Source organism: Streptomyces sp. NPDC002676, from assembly GCF_053592455.1.
The window spans coordinates 174,833-192,771 of record NZ_JBSFVT010000003.1 but is presented as its reverse complement, the minus strand read 5'-3'; the positions used below and the strand labels follow the sequence as shown (position 1 = coordinate 192,771).

At 72.7% G+C, this 17,939-nt stretch carries 16 protein-coding genes; 4 read left to right on the top strand and 12 right to left on the bottom strand.

Annotation, left to right across the window (positions count from 1 at the left end):
* Positions 1-266: 266 nt before the first annotated feature.
* Positions 267-1,907 (top strand): protein kinase domain-containing protein, encoded by a 1,641-nt coding sequence (locus ACWD3E_RS11215; protein WP_451387278.1) that lies wholly within the window; start codon positions 267-269, stop codon positions 1,905-1,907.
* Between the two features lie 118 nt (positions 1,908-2,025).
* Here the strand turns inward: ACWD3E_RS11215 and ACWD3E_RS11210 are convergent, their stop codons facing one another.
* On the bottom strand, positions 2,026-2,568 hold the full coding sequence (locus tag ACWD3E_RS11210) for a bacterial proteasome activator family protein (protein WP_451387277.1): 543 nt from the start codon (positions 2,566-2,568) through the stop codon (positions 2,026-2,028).
* Positions 2,569-2,756: 188 nt separating this feature from the next.
* Here ACWD3E_RS11210 and ACWD3E_RS11205 point away from each other — a divergent pair, with 188 nt between their 5' ends.
* Positions 2,757-3,386 carry a hypothetical protein gene (locus tag ACWD3E_RS11205; protein ID WP_451387276.1) on the top strand — a complete coding sequence of 210 codons (630 nt, stop codon included), beginning with the start codon at positions 2,757-2,759 and terminating at the stop codon, positions 3,384-3,386.
* Positions 3,387-3,422: 36 nt separating this feature from the next.
* Here ACWD3E_RS11205 and ACWD3E_RS11200 read toward each other — a convergent pair whose 3' ends face one another.
* From ACWD3E_RS11200 to pdhA, 6 genes are read right to left on the bottom strand one after another with little or no spacing between them, the layout of a single operon-like run.
* Positions 3,423-4,403, bottom strand: coding sequence for an NAD(P)H-quinone oxidoreductase (locus tag ACWD3E_RS11200; protein WP_451387275.1), 981 nt, complete (start codon positions 4,401-4,403; stop codon positions 3,423-3,425).
* A gap of 38 nt (positions 4,404-4,441) precedes the next feature.
* Positions 4,442-5,842, bottom strand: a complete 1,401-nt coding sequence (locus ACWD3E_RS11195; RefSeq protein ID WP_451387274.1) for a molybdopterin molybdotransferase MoeA — start codon at positions 5,840-5,842, stop codon at positions 4,442-4,444.
* Positions 5,839-6,768 carry an NTP transferase domain-containing protein gene (locus tag ACWD3E_RS11190; RefSeq protein ID WP_451387273.1) on the bottom strand — a complete coding sequence of 310 codons (930 nt, stop codon included), beginning with the start codon at positions 6,766-6,768 and terminating at the stop codon, positions 5,839-5,841. The genes ACWD3E_RS11195 and ACWD3E_RS11190 overlap by 4 nt, the downstream gene beginning before the upstream one ends.
* Positions 6,769-6,802: 34 nt before the next feature.
* The gene (locus ACWD3E_RS11185; RefSeq protein ID WP_451387272.1) at positions 6,803-8,173 is read right to left on the bottom strand and encodes a dihydrolipoamide acetyltransferase family protein; all 1,371 of its coding nucleotides are present in this window, start codon (positions 8,171-8,173) and stop codon (positions 6,803-6,805) included.
* A complete protein-coding gene (locus ACWD3E_RS11180; RefSeq protein ID WP_451387271.1) occupies positions 8,173-9,177 on the bottom strand; it encodes an alpha-ketoacid dehydrogenase subunit beta in 1,005 nt (334 codons plus the stop codon). Before ACWD3E_RS11180 ends, ACWD3E_RS11185 begins: the two co-directional genes overlap by 1 nt.
* Positions 9,174-10,328, bottom strand: coding sequence for a pyruvate dehydrogenase (acetyl-transferring) E1 component subunit alpha (pdhA, locus tag ACWD3E_RS11175; RefSeq protein WP_451387270.1), 1,155 nt, complete (start codon positions 10,326-10,328; stop codon positions 9,174-9,176). Before pdhA ends, ACWD3E_RS11180 begins: the two co-directional genes overlap by 4 nt.
* A gap of 190 nt (positions 10,329-10,518) precedes the next feature.
* Between pdhA and ACWD3E_RS11170 the strand changes: the two genes are divergently transcribed.
* Positions 10,519-11,004, top strand: coding sequence for an Lrp/AsnC family transcriptional regulator (locus ACWD3E_RS11170; RefSeq protein WP_451387651.1), 486 nt, complete (start codon positions 10,519-10,521; stop codon positions 11,002-11,004).
* Positions 11,005-11,082: 78 nt separating this feature from the next.
* On the opposite strand, the gene ACWD3E_RS11165 is transcribed toward ACWD3E_RS11170, so the two are convergent.
* Entirely contained in the window at positions 11,083-11,670 is a 588-nt protein-coding gene (locus ACWD3E_RS11165; protein WP_451387269.1) for a TetR/AcrR family transcriptional regulator, read from the bottom strand.
* Positions 11,667-13,181 (bottom strand): 3-hydroxyacyl-CoA dehydrogenase, encoded by a 1,515-nt coding sequence (locus ACWD3E_RS11160; protein WP_451387268.1) that lies wholly within the window; start codon positions 13,179-13,181, stop codon positions 11,667-11,669. Before ACWD3E_RS11160 ends, ACWD3E_RS11165 begins: the two co-directional genes overlap by 4 nt.
* Before the next feature lie 158 nt (positions 13,182-13,339).
* Between ACWD3E_RS11160 and paaN the strand changes: the two genes are divergently transcribed.
* A complete protein-coding gene (gene paaN, locus ACWD3E_RS11155; RefSeq protein ID WP_451387267.1) occupies positions 13,340-15,034 on the top strand; it encodes a phenylacetic acid degradation protein PaaN in 1,695 nt (564 codons plus the stop codon).
* A gap of 7 nt (positions 15,035-15,041) precedes the next feature.
* Here paaN and ACWD3E_RS11150 read toward each other — a convergent pair whose 3' ends face one another.
* Genes ACWD3E_RS11150 through ACWD3E_RS11140 form a run of 3 tightly spaced genes read right to left on the bottom strand, consistent with a single transcriptional unit; the run spans position 15,042 to position 17,835 of the window.
* Positions 15,042-15,797, bottom strand: a complete 756-nt coding sequence (locus ACWD3E_RS11150; protein WP_451387266.1) for a TrmH family RNA methyltransferase — start codon at positions 15,795-15,797, stop codon at positions 15,042-15,044.
* Positions 15,794-17,011, bottom strand: a complete 1,218-nt coding sequence (locus ACWD3E_RS11145) for an HTTM domain-containing protein (RefSeq protein ID WP_451387265.1) — start codon at positions 17,009-17,011, stop codon at positions 15,794-15,796. Before ACWD3E_RS11145 ends, ACWD3E_RS11150 begins: the two co-directional genes overlap by 4 nt.
* Entirely contained in the window at positions 17,008-17,835 is an 828-nt protein-coding gene (locus tag ACWD3E_RS11140; protein ID WP_451387264.1) for a DUF5819 family protein, read from the bottom strand. Before ACWD3E_RS11140 ends, ACWD3E_RS11145 begins: the two co-directional genes overlap by 4 nt.
* Positions 17,836-17,939 lie beyond the last annotated feature (104 nt).

Sequence of the window (17,939 nt, the reverse complement as noted above, 5' to 3'; positions counted from 1 at the left end):
ACCGCCGGCCCGGAACCGGAACCGCCCGGAGCCGGACCGGCCATGAAACCCGTAGCACGCGCTGTCGTGCAAATTCTGTGTGCCGGGCGTACGCCCGCTGTAACGCTTGCGCGACGCTTCTTTCGCGTACGGTCACGGAACGGGCACCGAGCTTGACGTGTCAGTGCCCTGGGGCAGACTTGGCCGGGAATGACACATTCGATCAAGGCCTATCCGATCAACTCGATCAGCGACGGCGCCGGACGGCCAGTGGGGGATGCGGAGAGATGAGCCAGGACGGCGCACAAGGCCGGCACGCGGGGCAGGCAGTGGCCGGAGGCCGCTATCAGCTGCGCGACCTGCTCGGCGAGGGCGGTATGGCCTCGGTGCATCTGGCGTACGACGCCGTGCTCGACCGCCAGGTCGCGATCAAGACCCTGCACACCGAACTCGGCCGGGAACAGGCCTTCCGTGAGCGCTTCCGCCGCGAGGCCCAGGCCGTGGCCAAGCTCACGCACACCAACATCGTCTCCGTCTTCGACACCGGCGAGGACGAGCTCGGCGGCATGACGACTCCGTACATCGTCATGGAGTACGTCGAGGGCCGCCCGCTGGGCTCGGTCCTGGAGGACGACATCCGCCAGTACGGCGCGATGCCCGCCGACAAGGCGCTGAAGATCACCGCCGATGTGCTGGCGGCGCTGGAGATCAGCCACGAGATGGGGCTGGTCCACCGCGACATCAAGCCGGGCAACGTGATGATGACCAAGCGCGGCGTGGTCAAGGTCATGGACTTCGGCATCGCCCGCGCCATGCAGTCCGGCGTCACCTCGATGACCCAGACCGGCATGGTCGTCGGCACCCCGCAGTACCTCTCGCCCGAGCAGGCCCTCGGCCGGGGCGTGGACGCCCGCTCCGACCTGTACTCGGTCGGCATCATGCTGTTCCAGCTGGTCACCGGGCGGCTGCCGTTCGACGCGGACTCGCCGCTGGCGATCGCGTACGCGCATGTGCAGGAGGAGCCGGTGGCGCCCTCCTCGATCAACCGGTCCCTGCCGCCCGCGGTGGACGCGCTGGTCGCCCGCGCGCTGAAGAAGAACCCGAACGAGCGTTTCCCGACCGCCGAGGCGATGCGCGACGAGTGCCTGCGCGTCGCCGCCTCCTTCCAGGCGGCCCCGCCGAGCATCGTGCCCGGCGCCACCGGGCAGAGCGGCGCGGGCGTCGGCTCCGCGGTGTTCCCGCCGGTCGGCCAGGCGGCCCCAGGGCCCACCGGCCCGGTCCAGTCGCCGTACCAGCCGACCCCGGCCCCGGGCCCGTACGGCGCCCCGACGCCCCCTCCCGCCCCCGCGTACGGCTACCCGCAGCAGGGCGGCTACCACACGCCTGCGCCGATGGGCTACGGCCAGCAGACGCCCGCGACCCCGCCGCCGTACACGATCTCGCCGCAGACGGGCACGCAGTCCCCCGCCTCGGGCGGCGGCAAGGGCAACAAGCCGGTGATCATCGGCTCGGTCGCGGTGTCCCTGATCGCGGTCGTCGGCCTGATCGTCGCGCTGGCGATGAGCGGCGGCGGCAGCGACGACAAGGGCGGGAACACCCACGCGAGCGCGTCGGCCTCCCCCGCCCACAAGCCCGGCTACCGCGGTCCCGACACCACCAAGGTGATCGAAAAGACCGAGTGCACCGAGCCGACGGAGTCGTACGAGGACCCGGACAAGGTGATGCTGCCGGACTTCCGGTTCAAGAACATCAAGTCCGTCAAGGACTGCGCGCAGGCCGCGGGTTGGACCGTGAAGGTCGTCAAGGTCGACGACAACACCTGGGGCGACGGCACGGTCATCGACCAGTTCCCCAAGGAGGACACGGACGTGGATCCGAAGAACGTCGAGATCCAGCTCAACGTGTCCACGGGCAACCCGCCGAGCTGATCACGGCACGGATGCCGGAGCAGGCGGCACGGCAGGCATCGGCACAGACATCGAAAGGGCCCGGCGGTTTTTCGCCGGGCCCTTCGCGCTGGTGGTGACGCGCTGGTGGTGATCGGGTCTACAGGTACGGTCCGCCCGCACGGCCGCCGGTGTGCTGGTCCTCGTGGCCGTCGTGGCCCACGCCCGGCGGAAGCGCCCGCCGCATCTGCTCCAGCTGGGCCCGCGCGGCCATCTGCTGGGCGAACAGCGTCGTCTGGATCCCGTGGAAGAGGCCCTCCAGCCAGCCCACGAGCTGCGCCTGCGCGATGCGCAGTTCGGCGTCGCTCGGGGTCGCCTCGTCAGTGAACGGCAGGGAGAGCCGCTCCAGTTCCTCGACCAGCTCCGGCGCCAGGCCGTCCTCCAGCTCCTTGACCGAGCTGCGGTGGATCTCCTTGAGCCGGACCCGGCTGGCCTCGTCCAGAGGAGCCGCGCGCACCTCCTCCAGGAGCTGCTTGATCATGCTGCCGATCCGCATGACCTTGGCAGGCTGCTCGACCTGATCCGTCAACGGAGTCTCGCGGGAGTCCTCGTCCCCGTTGCCACCGCTGAGCGCCAGCCCGTCCTGGCCCACGACCAGGATCTGCGGGTTCTCCGGCGACCTTTCGTTCCTCGGCATCTCCATGCCGCCATTCTCTCGCACCCGTATACCTCACCACCGTGGTGCCCCCTGGCGCGGGTGATCCACCGTAAAGGCCGGGCTCAGAAGGGCTACGGACGGGCTTAGACCCGTCGGCCCAATCCGGAATGCCCGGTTTGCCATTGAATGTGAGGCTAGGGGTCCGTCGATTTTTGCTCCAGGAGGTCACCGACGTGACTCCATGGCTGCGACTCACGCTCCGCCTCGTGCGACTGCTGCTCGCCCTGGCGGTGGCCCTGCCCGCGTACGACATAGCCACCGCGTACGGCGCGGCCCACGCATACGGCACCGTCACGGCGTACGGCACGGCCCACGCGTACCGCACCGAGCCCGTCCCCTCGCGCTCCCCCGGCCCCACGGCCGCCGTACCGTCGCCCGCCGCCCATGCGCACCGTTCCGCCTCACCCTCGGCCTCGCCATCCACCCACGGGCACGCCGTCCAGCCGTCGCGTGCGGGGAGCCGGCCCGGCGAGGGGCGGATGCGGCCTGGCCGGCCCGACGGCCCCGCGGCCGAGGTGGAGGGCGACGACAACTCCGTGCCGCAAAGGGTCCCCGACACCGACGCCGCCCGGCCGGAGGAACCGGAGACGGCGGACCCCCCGGCCGGGACCGCCGAGACGCCCACGACCACCCCGCCCGACAAGGCCCAACTGCCCCCGGCCACCGTCCACCAGGGCGAGGGCCAGACCCGGGCCGGGGCGAGCGAGCCGGTCCTGCAGATCCTGCCGCTGGGCAGCGGCCTGGTCCTCATCGGCCTGGGCCTGGGCCTCGCGTTCCTGGGGCTGCGGATCCGCAGGAGCTGACCTACGACGCCGGTACGCCGGTGCGCCTGTACGCCGCTAGGGCGTGACCAGCAGCACCTTCCCGATGTGACCGCTCTCCTCCACCACGCGGTGGGCCTCGGCCGCCTCCGGCATGGGCAGTTCGCGGTCCACGACCGGGCGGACACGGCCCGCGGCGACCAGTGGCCACACGTGTTCGCGTACGGCGGCCACGATGGACGTCTTCTCGCTCAGCGGGCGGGCGCGCAGCGAGGTCGCGCTGATGGCGGCCCGCTTGCTCAGCAGGGCACCGATGTTCAGCTCGCCCTTGGCTCCACCCTGCATGCCGATGATCGCGAGCCGCCCGTTGACGGCGAGCGCCTGGATGTTGCGGTCCAGGTACTTGGCGCCCATGTTGTCGAGGATGACGTCGGCGCCCGCGCCGTCGGTGGCCTGCTGGATCTCGGCGACGAAGTCCTGCTCGCGATAGTTGATCAGGATGTCCGCGCCCAGCTCGGCGCAGCGCTCCAGCTTCTCCTTCGTGCCGGCCGTCACCGCGACCTTGGCGCCGACCGCCTTGGCGAGCTGAATCGCCATGGTGCCGATGCCGCTGGAGCCGCCGTGCACGAGCAGCGTCTCGCCGGGGCGCAGGTGGGCGATCATGAAGACGTTGGACCAGACCGTGCAGACCACCTCGGGCAGTGCCGCGGCCTGCTTGACGTCGACGCCGGCGGGCACGGGCAGCAGCTGTCCGGCAGGAACGACGACCTTCTGGGCGTAGCCGCCGCCCGCGAGCAGCGCGCACACCTCCTCGCCGACGGCCCAGCCGGACACCCCGGGGCCGAGCGCGGCGATCCGGCCGGAGCACTCCAGGCCGGGGTAGGGGGACGCACCGGGGGGCGGGTTGTAGAAGCCCTGCCGCTGGAGGATGTCGGCGCGGTTGACGGCGCTGGCCACCACCTCGACCAGCACCTCGCCCTCGCCGGGCACGGGATCGGGGACCTCGTCCCACACGAGCGCCTCGGGACCACCGGGTTCGGGAATCGTGATCGCATGCATGCGGGCGACGCTACACCGGGCCTCACAGCCCGGACGTTTCACGTGAAACAGACCTCGATCCCGGCGGCAGCCCACGGCAGGTCCAGCAGTTCCGCTTCCTCCCCCTGGCGTGCCCCGCCCGGCGGTACGACCGCCACGGCGTCGGCGGCGGCGACGCCGCGCAGCATGGCCGGGCCGTTGTAGTGCAGCGGCATCGCACGGTCGCCGCGCAGCACCACGGGGATGAGCCGGGTGTCGTACGGATGCCCGTGCACCGCCTCCCCGAGCGGCAGCGTGTACGCCTCCGGGGCGGGGCGGGCGGCCAGGGTGCGCAGCAGGGGCTCGGCGAGCGTGAGCAGGCCGGAGACGGCCGCGAGGGGGTTGCCGGGCAGGCCGACGAGGTGCTGGGTCTCGTTGAGGCGGGCCAGCAGCATGGGGTGGCCGGGGCGCACCTTGACCCCGTCTACGAGGAGTTCGGCGCCGATGCGTTCCAGGGTGGGGTGGACGTGGTCGACGGGTCCGCCGGCGGTGCCGCCGGTGGTGACGACCAGGTCGGCGGTGGAGGCGGTGACCGCCCGGTACAGGGCCTCGGCGTCGTCGCCGACCCTGCGCACGGCGGTCACTTCGGCGCCGAGGGCACGCAGCCAGGACGGCAGCATGGGGCCGAGCGCGTCACGGATCAGCCCGTCGTGCGGGAGCCCTTCGGTGAGCAACTCGTCGCCGAGGACGAAAACTTCGGCGCGCGGCCGGGGGACGGCGGTGACGGTGTCGTATCCGGCGGCTGCCGCCAGGCCCAGGACGGCCGGGGTGACCAGCGTGCCGACGGGCAGCAACTGGTCGCCGCTGCGGCACTCCTGGCCGCGCGGGCGGATGTCGTGGCCGTGGCTCAGTTCGTGCAGGGGGTGCAGGCGGCCCTTGGCGTCGAGCCGGCCGTGTTCGCTGCGCAGGACGGCGGTGGTGTCGGCGGGAATGCGGGCCCCCGTGGCGATGCGGACCGCCTCGCCGTCGGTGAGCGGCTCGGGCAGCGCGTGCCCGGCGAGTACGCCGTCGTCCCGCACGTCCCAGGGGCCGGGGCCCGCGACCGCCCAGCCGTCCATCGCGGAGGTGTCGAAGGAGGGCAGGTCGGTCAGCGCGTCGAGGGGGGCGGCCAGGACCAGGCCGAGCGCGTCGGCGAGGGATACGGAGACGGGGGCCCGGCGGGCGGCGCTGGGCCCGGCACCCGTGCCGCCGCGGCTGGGGCGTGCGGCGCGCGCGGCGATCTCGCGGGCCTGCGGCCAGGGGGTGGCCTTGTGCCGCTCGGTCCACCCCGGTTCGGCCGGCCGGGGCTCGCCCTGCGGGGCGGGGGCGGGCACATGACGGGCGCTGTCGTGCTTGGGGTCCCTCACGAGGGCCAGGGCCTCCTCGACGTCGAGTTCGTCGATGTCCTCGGGCGCCGCCGCGGCCCGGTGGGGGGCGGTCATCCGGCGTCCGGGGCGGAGGCGCCCCCGCCCGGTCCGGTGGGGTTCGCATCGCTCCCTGCGTTCCCTGCGTTCTCCGTCTCCCAGCGCAGCGCCAGCGCGGCGGCCTTGCGGGCGGCCTCGGCGACGGCTTCGGGTCCGCCCTTGCCCTGGGCGGCGGCGTAGCCGACGAGGAAGGTGGTCAGCGGGGCGGCGGGCCGGGCCACGTTGTGCGCGGCATCGCGGGCCAGGTCGAGCAGGACGCCGGTGTCGACGTCCAGTTCGATGCCCAGTTCGTCCTTGACTGCGGAGATCCATTCATGCAACACGTGCCCATGCTCCCTGATGCGTGCCCTGGCGTCGGCGATGTCGTCCCAGGTGTCGCAGTCGAAGGACGCGAGCGGGTCCGGGACGCGGGTGAGCTGGAGGGCGCCGGTGAGCCGGCGCAGGGGCAGGCCGGTGAGGCCGTGGTGCGCCTCGGCGAGGGTGGCGAGTTCGCGGCGCAGGGCAGCCGTGCGGTAGGCGGCCACGAGCGGCTGGTCGCGGCCGTCTGCGTCGGTGAGCAGCGCGCCGTCGGCGCCGGCGGCGGCCAGGGCGGTCAGCAGCCGCTCCACCGTCGCCGCTTCGAGGAACGGCAGGTCGGCGGAGAGAACGACCGCGTGCTCGGCGGTGGTGTGGCGCAGGCCGGCCTCCAGCGCGGCGACCGGCCCGGCACCGGGCGGCTCCTCGCGCGCCCAGCGCACGGGGCGCACGGTGGACCGGGGGCCGGCCACGACCACGGTGGTGCGGGCGCCCGCGCACGCCGCGAGCACCCGGTCGAGCAGCGCGCGCCCGCCGACCCGCACCCCGGGCTTGTCGGCCCCGCCGAGCCGCCGGGCGGCGCCGCCGGCGAGCACGACGGCGTCGTACGGCGCGGGGGTCCCGGGGGCGGCGGGAGCGTTCTCGGTCACCCCCCGAGTATGTCTGTCTTTGTTCCTCCCGGGGTCACAGTGTGCGCAGGAGCACCGTCGGCTGTTCCACGCAGTCCGCCACGTACCGCAGGAAGCCGCCTGCCGTGCCGCCGTCGCACACCCGGTGGTCGAAGGTGAGCGAGAGCTGGACGACCTGGCGCACCGCCAGCTCGCCCTCGTGCACCCAGGGCTTGGGGATGATGCGGCCGACGCCGAGCATGGCTGCTTCGGGGTGGTTGATGATCGGGGTGGAGCCGTCGACGCCGAAGACTCCGTAGTTGTTCAACGTGAAGGTGCCGCCGGTGAGGTCCCCGGGGGTGAGCGTCCCGGTCCGCGCGGCCTCGGTGAGCCGGGCGAACTCGGCGGCCAGCGACTCGGCGTCGCGCGTGTGGGCGTCCCGGACGACCGGTACGACCAGTCCGCGCTCGGTCTGCGCGGCGAACCCGAGGTGCACGTGGTCGAGCTGGACGACCTCGCGGGCATCGGCGTCGACGTAGGAGTTCAGCTCGGGGAACCGGGCGAGGGCGGCGGTGCAGATGCGCGCGAGCAGGGCGATGAGGGAGATCTTCGCTCCGCCGCCCGCGTTCATCGCGGCCCGCGCGCGCATGAGTTCGGTGGCGTCCGCGTCCACCCAGCAGGTGGCGTCGGGGATCTCCCGGCGGCTGCGCGACAGCTTGTCGGCGACAGCCCCGCGAATGCCCTTGAGGGGGGTGCGGATGCCGTTGCGGAGGGGGGAGGGCGTGGCCGCCGCGGGCACGGAGGCGGTGAGCGCCTCGGCCGTACGGGCGGGTGCCGCCTGGACCTGTCCCGCCGGGGCCTGCGCCGCCTGCGCCCGGAGCGCGTTCTCGACGTCCGCGCGCAGGATCAGTCCCTCCGGTCCCGAACCCGCCAGGCAGCGCAGATCCACACCGCCCTCACGGGCGAGCCGGCGCACCAGGGGCGAGATCACGGGAACGGGGCCTTCGGCATGGACCACCGGGGTGGCCGGGGTGACCGCGGCTGCCTGAGCCGCCGGGGCTGCGCCCTCGTGCGCACGCGCGGCCCTGGTGGAAACCACCGGCGATGCCGGCCGCACCCTGCGCCGTCGGGTCGGGGCTTCCGAGGTGCCGTAGCCGACCAGCACGTTGCCCGAGCCCTCGCTCTCCCCCTCGGGAGCCGACGGGCCCACGGCGACCGTCAACAGCGGGGCACCGACGGGCAGTTCCGTGCCCTCCTCGCCGAAGCGGGCGGTGACCACGCCGCCGTACGGGCAGGGGACCTCGACCATCGCCTTGGCCGTCTCGACCTCCACGACCGGCTGGTCGATGGCGACGACGTCACCGACCTGCACCAGCCAGCGGACGATCTCCGCCTCGGTGAGTCCTTCGCCGAGGTCGGGAAGTTTGAACTCCAGCACCTGTGCCATCAGCCCTCGGCCTCCCACTGCAGACGCGCGACGGCGTCCAGGATGCGGTCGACACCGGGCAGGTGGTGCCGCTCCAGCATGGGCGGCGGGTAGGGGATGTCGAAGCCGGCCACGCGCAGCACCGGCGCCTCCAGGTGGTGGAAGCAGCGCTCGCTGATCCGGGCCGCGATCTCCCCGCCCGGTCCGCCGAACCCGGTCGCCTCGTGCACGACGACCGCGCGTCCGGTGCGCCGTACGGCCGCGCAGACCGTCTCGTCGTCGAACGGCACCAGGGAGCGCAGGTCGACGACCTCCAGGTCCCAGCCCTCGGCCTGTGCGGCCTCGGCGGCCTCCATGCAGACCGGCAGGGAGGGGCCGTAGGTGATGAGCGTGGCGCTGCTGCCGGGGCGCCGGACGACCGCCCGTCCGATGGGTTCGACATCGGTGGGGTGCTCGGGGTTCCAGGAGTCCTTCGACCAGTACAGGCGCTTGGGCTCCATGAAGACGACCGGGTCGTCGGAGGCGATGGCCTGGCGCAGCAGCCCGTAGGCGTCGGCGACGGTCGCGGGCGTGACGACGTGCAGGCCGGGGGTGGCCATGTAGTAGGCCTCGGAGGAGTCGCTGTGGTGCTCGACGCCGCCGATGCCGCCGCCGTAGGGGACGCGGACGGTGATGGGCAGGGGCATCCTGCCGCGCGTGCGGTTGCGCATCCGGGAGACGTGGCTGATCAGTTGCTCGAACGCCGGGTAGGCGAAGGCGTCGAACTGCATCTCCACGACCGGGCGCAGCCCGTACATGGCCATGCCGACGGCGGTGCCGAGGATGCCCGCCTCCGCGAGCGGGGTGTCGGTGCAGCGGTCCTCGCCGAACTCCTTGGCGAGTCCGTCGGTGATCCGGAAGACACCGCCGAGCGTGCCGACGTCCTCGCCCATGACGTGCACGGTGGGGTCGTCGGCCATCGCGTCGCGCATCGCGCGCGTGAGGGCTTGCGCCATGGTGGCGGGCTTGACGGCCACGGTGGTCATCGGTGACCGCCTTCCTGGTGGTGCTCGTCGTCCTGCTCGGCCGCCAGCTCGGCCTGCAACAGCGCACGCTGTTCGCGCAGTTGCGCCGTGGTCTCGGCGTACACGTGGTCGAACAGGTCCATGGGGTTCAGCTCGGGGTCGCGGTTCATGCGTTCGCGCAGGTCCGCGGCCATCGTCTCGGCGTCCTGCCGGGCGGCCTCGATACCGGCCTGGTCGAGCAGTCCGCGCGTGGTCATCTCCCGCTCCAGCAGCTCGATCGGGTCGTGGGCGCGCCAGGCCTCGATCTCGGCGTCGCCCCGGTAGCGGGTGGCGTCGTCGGCGTTGGTGTGGGCGTCGATGCGGTAGGTCACCGCCTCGATCAGGGTCGGGCCGCCGCCCGCGCGGGCGCGCCGTACGGCGTCGCCGAGCACCTCATGGACGGCGACGGCGTCGTTGCCGTCGACCAGCCGGCCCGGCATGCCGTACCCGACGGCCTTGTAGGCCAGGGAGGGCGCGGCGGTCTGCTTGTCGAGCGGGACGGAGATGGCGAAGCCGTTGTTCTGCACGAGGAAGACGACCGGCGCCTTCCAGACGGCGGCGAAGTTCAGCGCCTCGTGGAAGTCGCCCTCGCTGGTGCCGCCGTCGCCGACCAGGGCGAGCGCGACCACGTCGTCGCCCTTGAGGCGGGCGGCGTGGGCGAGGCCGACGGCGTGCGGGAGCTGGGTCGCCAGCGGGGTGCTCAGGGGGGCGACCCGGTGGGCGTAGGGGTCGTAGCCGGTGTGCCAGTCGCCGCGCAGCAGGGTCAGGGCCTCGACGGGGTCGACGCCCCGGGCGACCGCGGCGAGGGTGTCGCGGTAGCTCGGGAAGAGCCAGTCGCGCTCCTCAAGGGCGAGCGCGGCGGCGACCTCGCAGGCCTCCTGGCCGGTGCTGGAGGGGTAGACGGCGAGGCGGCCCTGCTTGGTGAGCGCGGTGGCCTGCGCGTTGTAGCGGCGACCGCGCACCAGCTGGGCGTAGAGCCGGCGCAGCAGGTCCGGGTCGGCCTTGCCGGCCGCCTCGGTGCCGAGGACGCGATAGGGCTCGGCGTCGGGCAGCAGCGGCGCGGGGTCCATACGGGGCTGCCAGGCGGGCGGCGGCGATGGCCGGTACGCGCCCCGCTGCTCCATGACCGTCATGACGGCACCTCCTCGTGGGAGTGGCTACGGGAGGCGTGTCGGCTGTGACCCGCCTCACCTACCGATTGTTCGGTCGTCGGCACATTTTGGCTACAGGCCCCTTCAGGCTGTGGACAATCGGTTCTGCACAGCCTGGAATGAATGCAGGACGTCCACGGCGGCAAAGCGGGGGGACATGGCAGCTGAACAAATGGCCGACGGGCCGAAGGGGAGCGCCCCGCTCGCGCCGCCGCGTCCGCTCGACGCCATCGATCAGGACATCCTGAAGATCCTCCAGGCGGACGGGCGCGCCTCCATACGGTCGGTCGCCGAACGGGTCCACGTCTCGCGTGCCAACGCCTACGCGCGTATCAACCGGCTCGTCGAGGACGGCGTGATCAGGGGCTTCAGCGCCCGCGTGGACCACGAACGAGCGGGGCACGGCACGTCGGCGTACGTCACGCTGAAGATCGTCCAGAACACCTGGCGCACGGTCCGCGAGCATCTGCGCCGGCTTCCGGGCGCCTCCCACATCGCGCTGGTGGGCGGGGACTTCGACGTGCTGCTGCTGGTGCACACGCCCGACAACAGGGCGCTGCGCGAGCTGGTGCTCACCCGGCTCCAGGCGATCCCCGAGGTGCTGAGCACGCGCACGCTGCTGGTGTTCGAGGAGGAGGACCTGGAGCCGGACGGGTGACGCCGCGCCGAGGTCAGCCCGGGGCAGGCCGGGGTCAGGCCTGGCGCAGGCCGGGGTCAGACCTGGCGCAGGCCGGGGTCAGGCCTGGCGCAGGCCGGAGAAGACCAGCCGTACGACCGCGTCGGCCACCTCGCGGCCGGTCGCGCCGCGCGCGTCGGGCCGGTACCACTCCACGATGGAGTTGATCATTCCGAAGACGAGCCGGGTGGCCAGGCGCACCTCCATGTCACCGCGTATGTCGCCCTCGGCCGCCGCGGCCTTCAGCAGGTCGGCCACGCGGTGGTCGAAGTCGCGGCGCCGCTCCAGCGCCCACCGCTCGGTGGCGGTGTTGCCGCGCACGCGCAGCAGCAGCGTCACGTACGGCAGTTCGGTTATGAGCACCTCGACCATGCGCCGCACGACGTGCTCCAGGCGCTCCACGGGCCGCCCCACGCGCGCCTGCTCCTCGTCCAGGATGGCGAACAGGCCGTTCAGCGCGCGGCTGACGGCCCGGCGCAGCAGCTCCTCCTTGCCGCTGACGTGGTGGTAGATGGACGACTTGGAGATGCCGGCCGCCTTGGACAGGTGCTCCATGGAGGTGCCGTCGTAGCCGCGCTCGTTGAAGACCTGGACGGCCACGGAGAGCAGCGTCTCGGGGGTGTACGTGTCGCGCCGGGCGGTGGTCATGAGGTGCCCTCCCGCTTGTCGGTGGCATACGCGTGGCGGTAGAGCGCGAGGGAGGGCGCGTAGCGTCCGGAGGGGTCGCGCTCGTGCATCTCGTCCAGGAGGTCGAAGGCGAAGTCGCGGCCGAGCCTGCGGTTCCACTCGAAGGGGCCGAGCGGGTAGTTGACGCCGAGCCGCATCGCGGTGTCGATGTCCTCCTCGGTGGCCACGCCCTTGGCGACGGCGTCGTAGGCAAGATCGACGATCCGGGCGACCGCGCGGGCGACGATCATGCCGGGGACGTCGCCGATGACGCTGACGTCCTTGCCGAGCGCCTGGAAGAGGCCGGTGGCCTCGGCGAGGGTCTGCGGCGAGGTGTCCTGCGAGGCGGACAGGGCGACGCGGGTGGCGGTGCGGTAGTCGAGGGCGAGGTCGAAGTAGACGACGTCCCGGAACTCCACCGAGGTCTGGCCGTCGGCGAGGACCAGCTGGCCGCCGCTCGGCAGCACCAGGCGGGTGCCGTTGTCCTCGTCCTCCTCGCGGACCTGGATGCCGGCCTCGCGGATCAGCGCGAGCAGCTCGGCCGCGGGCCCGAGGCCGCCCTCGGCGACGACGTAGGCGGGCGGCTGCTCCTTCTCGGCGGTGTGCGGCTCGGCGGGCTCGGCGCCGTCGGCGTAGTCGTACCAGCCGTGCCCGCTCTTGCGGCCGAGCCGGCCGGACTCGACCAGGCGGCGCTGGGCCAGGGACGGCGTGAAGCGCACGTCCTGGAAGAAGGACTGCCACACGGAGTGCGTGACGGACTCGTTGACGTCCTGCCCGATCAGGTCGGTCAGTTCGAACGCGCCCATCTTGAAGCCGCCGCACTCGCGCAGGACGGCGTCGATGGTGGCCGGCTCGGCGCCCTGCGCCTCGTAGACCGCGAACGCCTCGGCGTAGAAGGGCCGGGCGATCCGGTTGACGATGAAGCCGGGGGTGTCCGCGCAGGCCACGGGGGTCTTGCCCCAGGCGCGGGCGGTCTCGTACGCGCGCGTGGCCGACGTGACGTCGGTGGCGAACCCGGAGACGACCTCGACCAGGGGCAGCAGCGGCGCCGGGTTGAAGAAGTGCAGGCCCAGGAAGCGGCCGGGGTGGCGCAGGGCGCCGCCGATGGCCGTCACCGACAGGGACGAGGTGTTGGTGGCGAGCAGGCAGTCCTCGGCGACGAGCTCCTCCAGCTCGGCGAAGAGCTGCTGCTTGACATCCAGCCGCTCCAGGATCGCCTCGACGACCAGTCCGCAGTCGGCCAGCTCGCTCAGGGCGTCGACGGGCTTCAGGCGGGCGCGGGCCGCGTCCCGGTCGGCGGCGGAGAGCCGGTCCTTGGCCACGAGCCGGTCGAGGCGGGCGCCGATCGCGTCGGCCGCTTCCCGGGCGCGTCCGGGCACGGTGTCGTAGAGCCGCACGGGGTGTCCGGCGACCAGCGCGACCTGGGCGATGCCCTGGCCCATGGTGCCGGTGCCGACGACGGCCACGGGGCTGCTGAGGTCGAGTGCTGTCATGTGCGCGATCCTCCCGCACGGGGTTTTCCACAGATGCGGCAGGCCCCCTTGTCCCGACCGATCGTTCGGTTACTCTAGCTCTCACCGGCTGTCTCTGCCCATGTTTCTGCCAGGCATGAACTCGATGACGAGTTCTCCAGACGAGGAGTTGGTCCCGCATGGCCGCCGAACCGACCGCGCACGAGCTGATCGCGAAGCACCGGCCCACGCTCGACCAGGCGCTGGAAGCGATCCGCACGCGCGCGTACTGGTCCCCGCACCCCGAGCACCCGAAGGCCTACGGCGAGAGCGGCAGCCTGGACGCGGCGGCGGGCAAGGCCGCCTTCGACGCCCTGCTGGGCAACCGCCTCGACCTCACCGACCAGCCCGGTACCGACGACTGGGTGGGCGGCGAGGTCTCCCCGTACGGCATCGAGCTGGGTGTGACCTACCCGCACGCGGACATCGACGTGCTGCTGCCCGCGATGACGGCCGGGCAGCGCGCCTGGCGCGAGGCGGGCCCGGAGCTGCGTGCCGCGGTGTGCCTGGAGATCCTGAAGCGGATCAGCGACCGCACGCACCAGTTCGCCCACGCGGTCATGCACACCAGCGGACAGGCGTTCATGATGGCGTTCCAGGCGGGCGGCCCGCACGCCCAGGACCGCGGCCTGGAGGCGGTGGCGTACGCGTACGCGGAGCAGGTCCGCACGCCCGACACCGCGGAGTGGAGCAAGCCGCAGGGCAAGCGCGACCCGCTGACCCTGACCAAGCAGTTCACGCCGGTCCCGCGCGGCATCGGCCTGGTCATCGGCTGCAACACCTTCCCGACCTGGAACGGCTACCCGGGCCTGTTCGCCTCCCTGGCCACCGGCAACGCGGTCCTGGTCAAGCCGCACCCGCGCGCGGTGCTGCCGCTCGCGCTCACCGTGCGGATCGCCCGGGACGTGCTTGCCGAGGCGGGCTTCGACGCGAACCTGGTGGCGATGACCGCCGAGCGCCCCGGCGAGGGCATCGCCAAGACGCTCGCCACCCGCCCCGAGATCAAGATCATCGACTACACGGGGTCGACGTCCTTCGGTGACTGGCTGGAGGAGAACGCCCGCCAGGCGCAGGTCTACACGGAGAAGGCCGGCGTCAACACGGTCGTCGTGCACTCGACGGACAAGTACAAGGGCATGCTGTCCAACCTGGCGTTCTCGCTGTCCCTGTACAGCGGCCAGATGTGCACCACCCCCCAGAACCTGCTGATCCCGCGCGACGGCATCAGCACCGACGAGGGCCACAAGACCTTCGACGAGGTCACCGCCGACCTCGCCCGCGCGGTCGACGGCCTGCTCGGCGACGACGCGCGCGCGAACGCCCTGCTCGGCGCGATCGTCAACCCGGACGTCAAGGCCCGTCTGGAGGCCGCCGCCGGGCTCGGCGAGGTCGCCCTCGCCTCCCGCGAGATCGCCAACCCGGAGTTCCCGGACGCCGTCGTCCGCACCCCGGTGATCGTCAAGCTGGACGGCGCCAAGCCGGACGACGAGGCCGCCTACATGAGCGAGTGCTTCGGCCCGGTCTCCTTCGCCGTCGCGGTCGACTCGCTGGCCGACGCGGTCGGGCTGCTGCGCCGCACGGTGCGCGAGAAGGGCGCGATGACGGTCGGCGCGTACACCACCGACCCGGAGGCCGAGCAGGCCGTCGAGGAGGTGTGCCTGGAGGAGGCCGCCCAGCTGTCGCTCAACCTGACCGGCGGGGTGTACGTGAACCAGACGGCCGCGTTCTCCGACTTCCACGGCTCGGGCGGCAACCCGGCGACGAACGCCGCCCTGACGGACGGCGCGTTCGTCTCCAACCGCTTCCGGGTGGTGGAGGTACGCCGGGACGCCTGAGCCGTCCTCAGTCGGCGCCGGGTGCGCCCCCGGTGGCGCTCCAGTGGTACAGCGTCATCGCCACACTGGTGGCGAGGTTGTAGCTGGAGACCTGGGGGCGCATCGGCAGCCGCAGCAGGTGGTCGGCTCGCGCGCGCAGCTCGGCCGACAGGCCGCTGCGCTCCGAGCCGAAGGCCAGCACCGCGTCGTCGGGCAGCTTCGTGCCGCGGATGTCCTCGCCCTCCGGGTCGAGCGCGAACAGCGGCCCGGCGGGCAGCTCGGCCACGTCGAGCCGCTCCACGGCGGTCGCGAAGTGCAGCCCCGCGCCGCCGCGCACCACCGTCGGATGCCAGGGGTCGAGCGTGCCCGTGGTGACCACACCGGTCGCCCCGAACCCGGCGGCCAGCCGGATCACGGCTCCGGCGTTGCCGAGGTTGCGCGGGTTGTCGAGGACCACGACCGGGGCGGTGCGGGGGGTGTGGGCCAGCGCCCGCAGGTTGGCCTCGCGGGAGGGCCGTACGGCCAGGGCGGCAACTCCGGTCGGGTGCGGCCGGGGGACGAGGGAGACGTACGTCTCCTGCGGCACCTCGGTCAGCAGCGCCGCCAGCCGCTCCCGTACGTCCCCCGCCAGCTCCTGCGCGAGGGCGAGCGCGGCCCGCCGGTCGGTGGTGACCGCCACCGGGACCTCGGCCCCGAAGCGCAGCGCGTGCTTCAGGGCATGGAAGCCGTCGAGCAGTACGGTCTCCGCGGTCATCTCCCGCCAGCGGGTCACGGGGTCGCTCATGCGGTGAACCCTACGCGGCCCGGCGTGCTGTCCTCGGGGGAGCGCGGCGGCGGCACGGCACCGTCGTCCCCGCGCCGCAGCAGCCGGTCACGCGCGCGCGTGGCCAGCGCGCCCAGCCTGCGCAGGAAGGACGTCGGCAGGAAGACCGCGTCCGCGGTGATCATCGCCAAGGAGAAGAACGGCAGGCCGAGGACGACCGCGATCACGGCGTGCTCGGCCATCATCAGCACCAGCAGGACGTTCTTGATCCGCCGGTTGAACAGCGTGAACGGGAAGGCGACCTGCACCATGACCGTCCCGTAGGCCACCAGCAGCATGATCGTGCCGCTGGAGGACATCAGGTCGGCGAGGCCCGGCCAGGGCGAGAAGTAGTCCAGGTGCAGCGGGTAGTAGACGGCGGTGCCGTCCTGCCAGCGCGAGCCCTGGATCTTGTACCAGCCGGCGGTGGCGTAGATCAGGCACGCCTCCGCCATGATCACGAACAGGGCTCCGTTGTGGACGACGTTGGCGACGACGTCCAGCAGGAGCCGCGGCTCCGGTGACTTCGCCCAGCCCTCCACGGCCCACCACAGACCGAGGACCGCCCAGGCCGTCCACAGCAGCGCCGGCACCAGCCAGCCGTTGTCGAACAGCCGGCCGTTCACGGTGACCGTGCCGAGCGCCAGGCCGAGCACCGCCCACAGCGCCGGTCCCACCCGGTCGCCGGGAACGCGCTCCCCGCGCGCGCGGGCCGCCTCGGCCTGCGACGCCCGCAGCGCGTCCAGCGACCACACCTGGCCGCAGCGCGTGAACACCAGATAGAGGGACATCAGGTGCAGCACGTTGTCGCCGCCGTCGCCCATGAAGACGCTGCGGTTCTGCAGCGACACCACACCGAGCATGAACAGCACGGACGCGGTTCGGGTGCGCCAGCCGAGCAGCAGCATCGCGGAGGCGAGGACCGCCAGCACGTAGACGCACTCGAACCAGAGCTGACCCCTGGACCACAGCAGCGCCGAGAAGGCGTGGTTGTCGTCGGTCAGCCGCTTGGCGAGGTCCCAGGCCCAGGGGCCGTTGGGGCCGTACAGCTCCTCGCGGTGCGGGAACTCCCGCAGCAGGAACAGCAGCCAGGTCCCGGCGAAGCCGATCCGGATCACGGCGCTCTGGTACGGACCGAGGGCCGATCCGGTGACGCGGGCGATGCCGCGCGAGAGAGTCAGGGCGATGCGGTTCACCGCACACCTCCCGCGGCCTCGTCGGCCGTGACGGTCCACCAGGGCAGCTGGCGGTAGACAGGCGTCTCGGAGACGCGCTCACCGCTCCACTGGGGCGGCTCCACATTGGTGGTGCTGGAGCGCACCTGCACACGCTGGATGACACCCTCCTCGGCGGTCGCGTCGTCCCGGTACAGGCGCATCACCACGATCCGGCGCAGGTACTGCTCGGAGAGCGCGCCGCGCAGGGCCAACGGACGGTTGTCGGCGGTGTGCGAGCCCACGAAGAAGTCCCAGGCGCGGCGCAGCTCGTTCTGATCGGTGTGGCTGGGCATCAGGTTGCCGTCGATGGCCGCCCCGTCCAGGGCGGAGAGGTCGTTCCAGCCGGTGGTGCGCAGCGTGCCGTCCTTCGTCCGCACCTCGGCGCGCACCTGGACGGCGATGTTCTGCTGCAGCGGGTTCGGGGCGAACAGCTTCCAGTTCTGCTCGAACTCCGGGTCCACCCAGTCCGCGATCGCCGTGCCGTGCTGCTTGGACACCGTGTTCGCCGGGGCGAGGCTCAGGAACACCATCCCCAGGTGCACACAGGCGGCCACCCCGACCACCGCGAGCGCGAGGGCCGCGCCGACCTGGTAGCGGGGGGAGAGGGCGGCGACACCGGTACGGGCCTGGGGCGCGGGGTGCCGTTGTGGCTCGCTGTGACCCTCCGGCCCGGCATGCCCCTCCGGCTCGCTGCGCCCTTCCGGATCGGCGTGCACCTGGGTTCCGGTGTGGTCCGGGTGACGCGCCCCCTCCGACCCGTCCGGCCCCGGCCGGGCATGCGAGTCCTCGTCGTACGCGTCCATTCCGTCCCGATCCCCGTTCCGTTTCCGTGGTCCGGCCGCCCGCCACAGGCGCCGCATGATGCACGGGCGTCACGCGGTGACACCCGCACGGAACGGTACTCAGC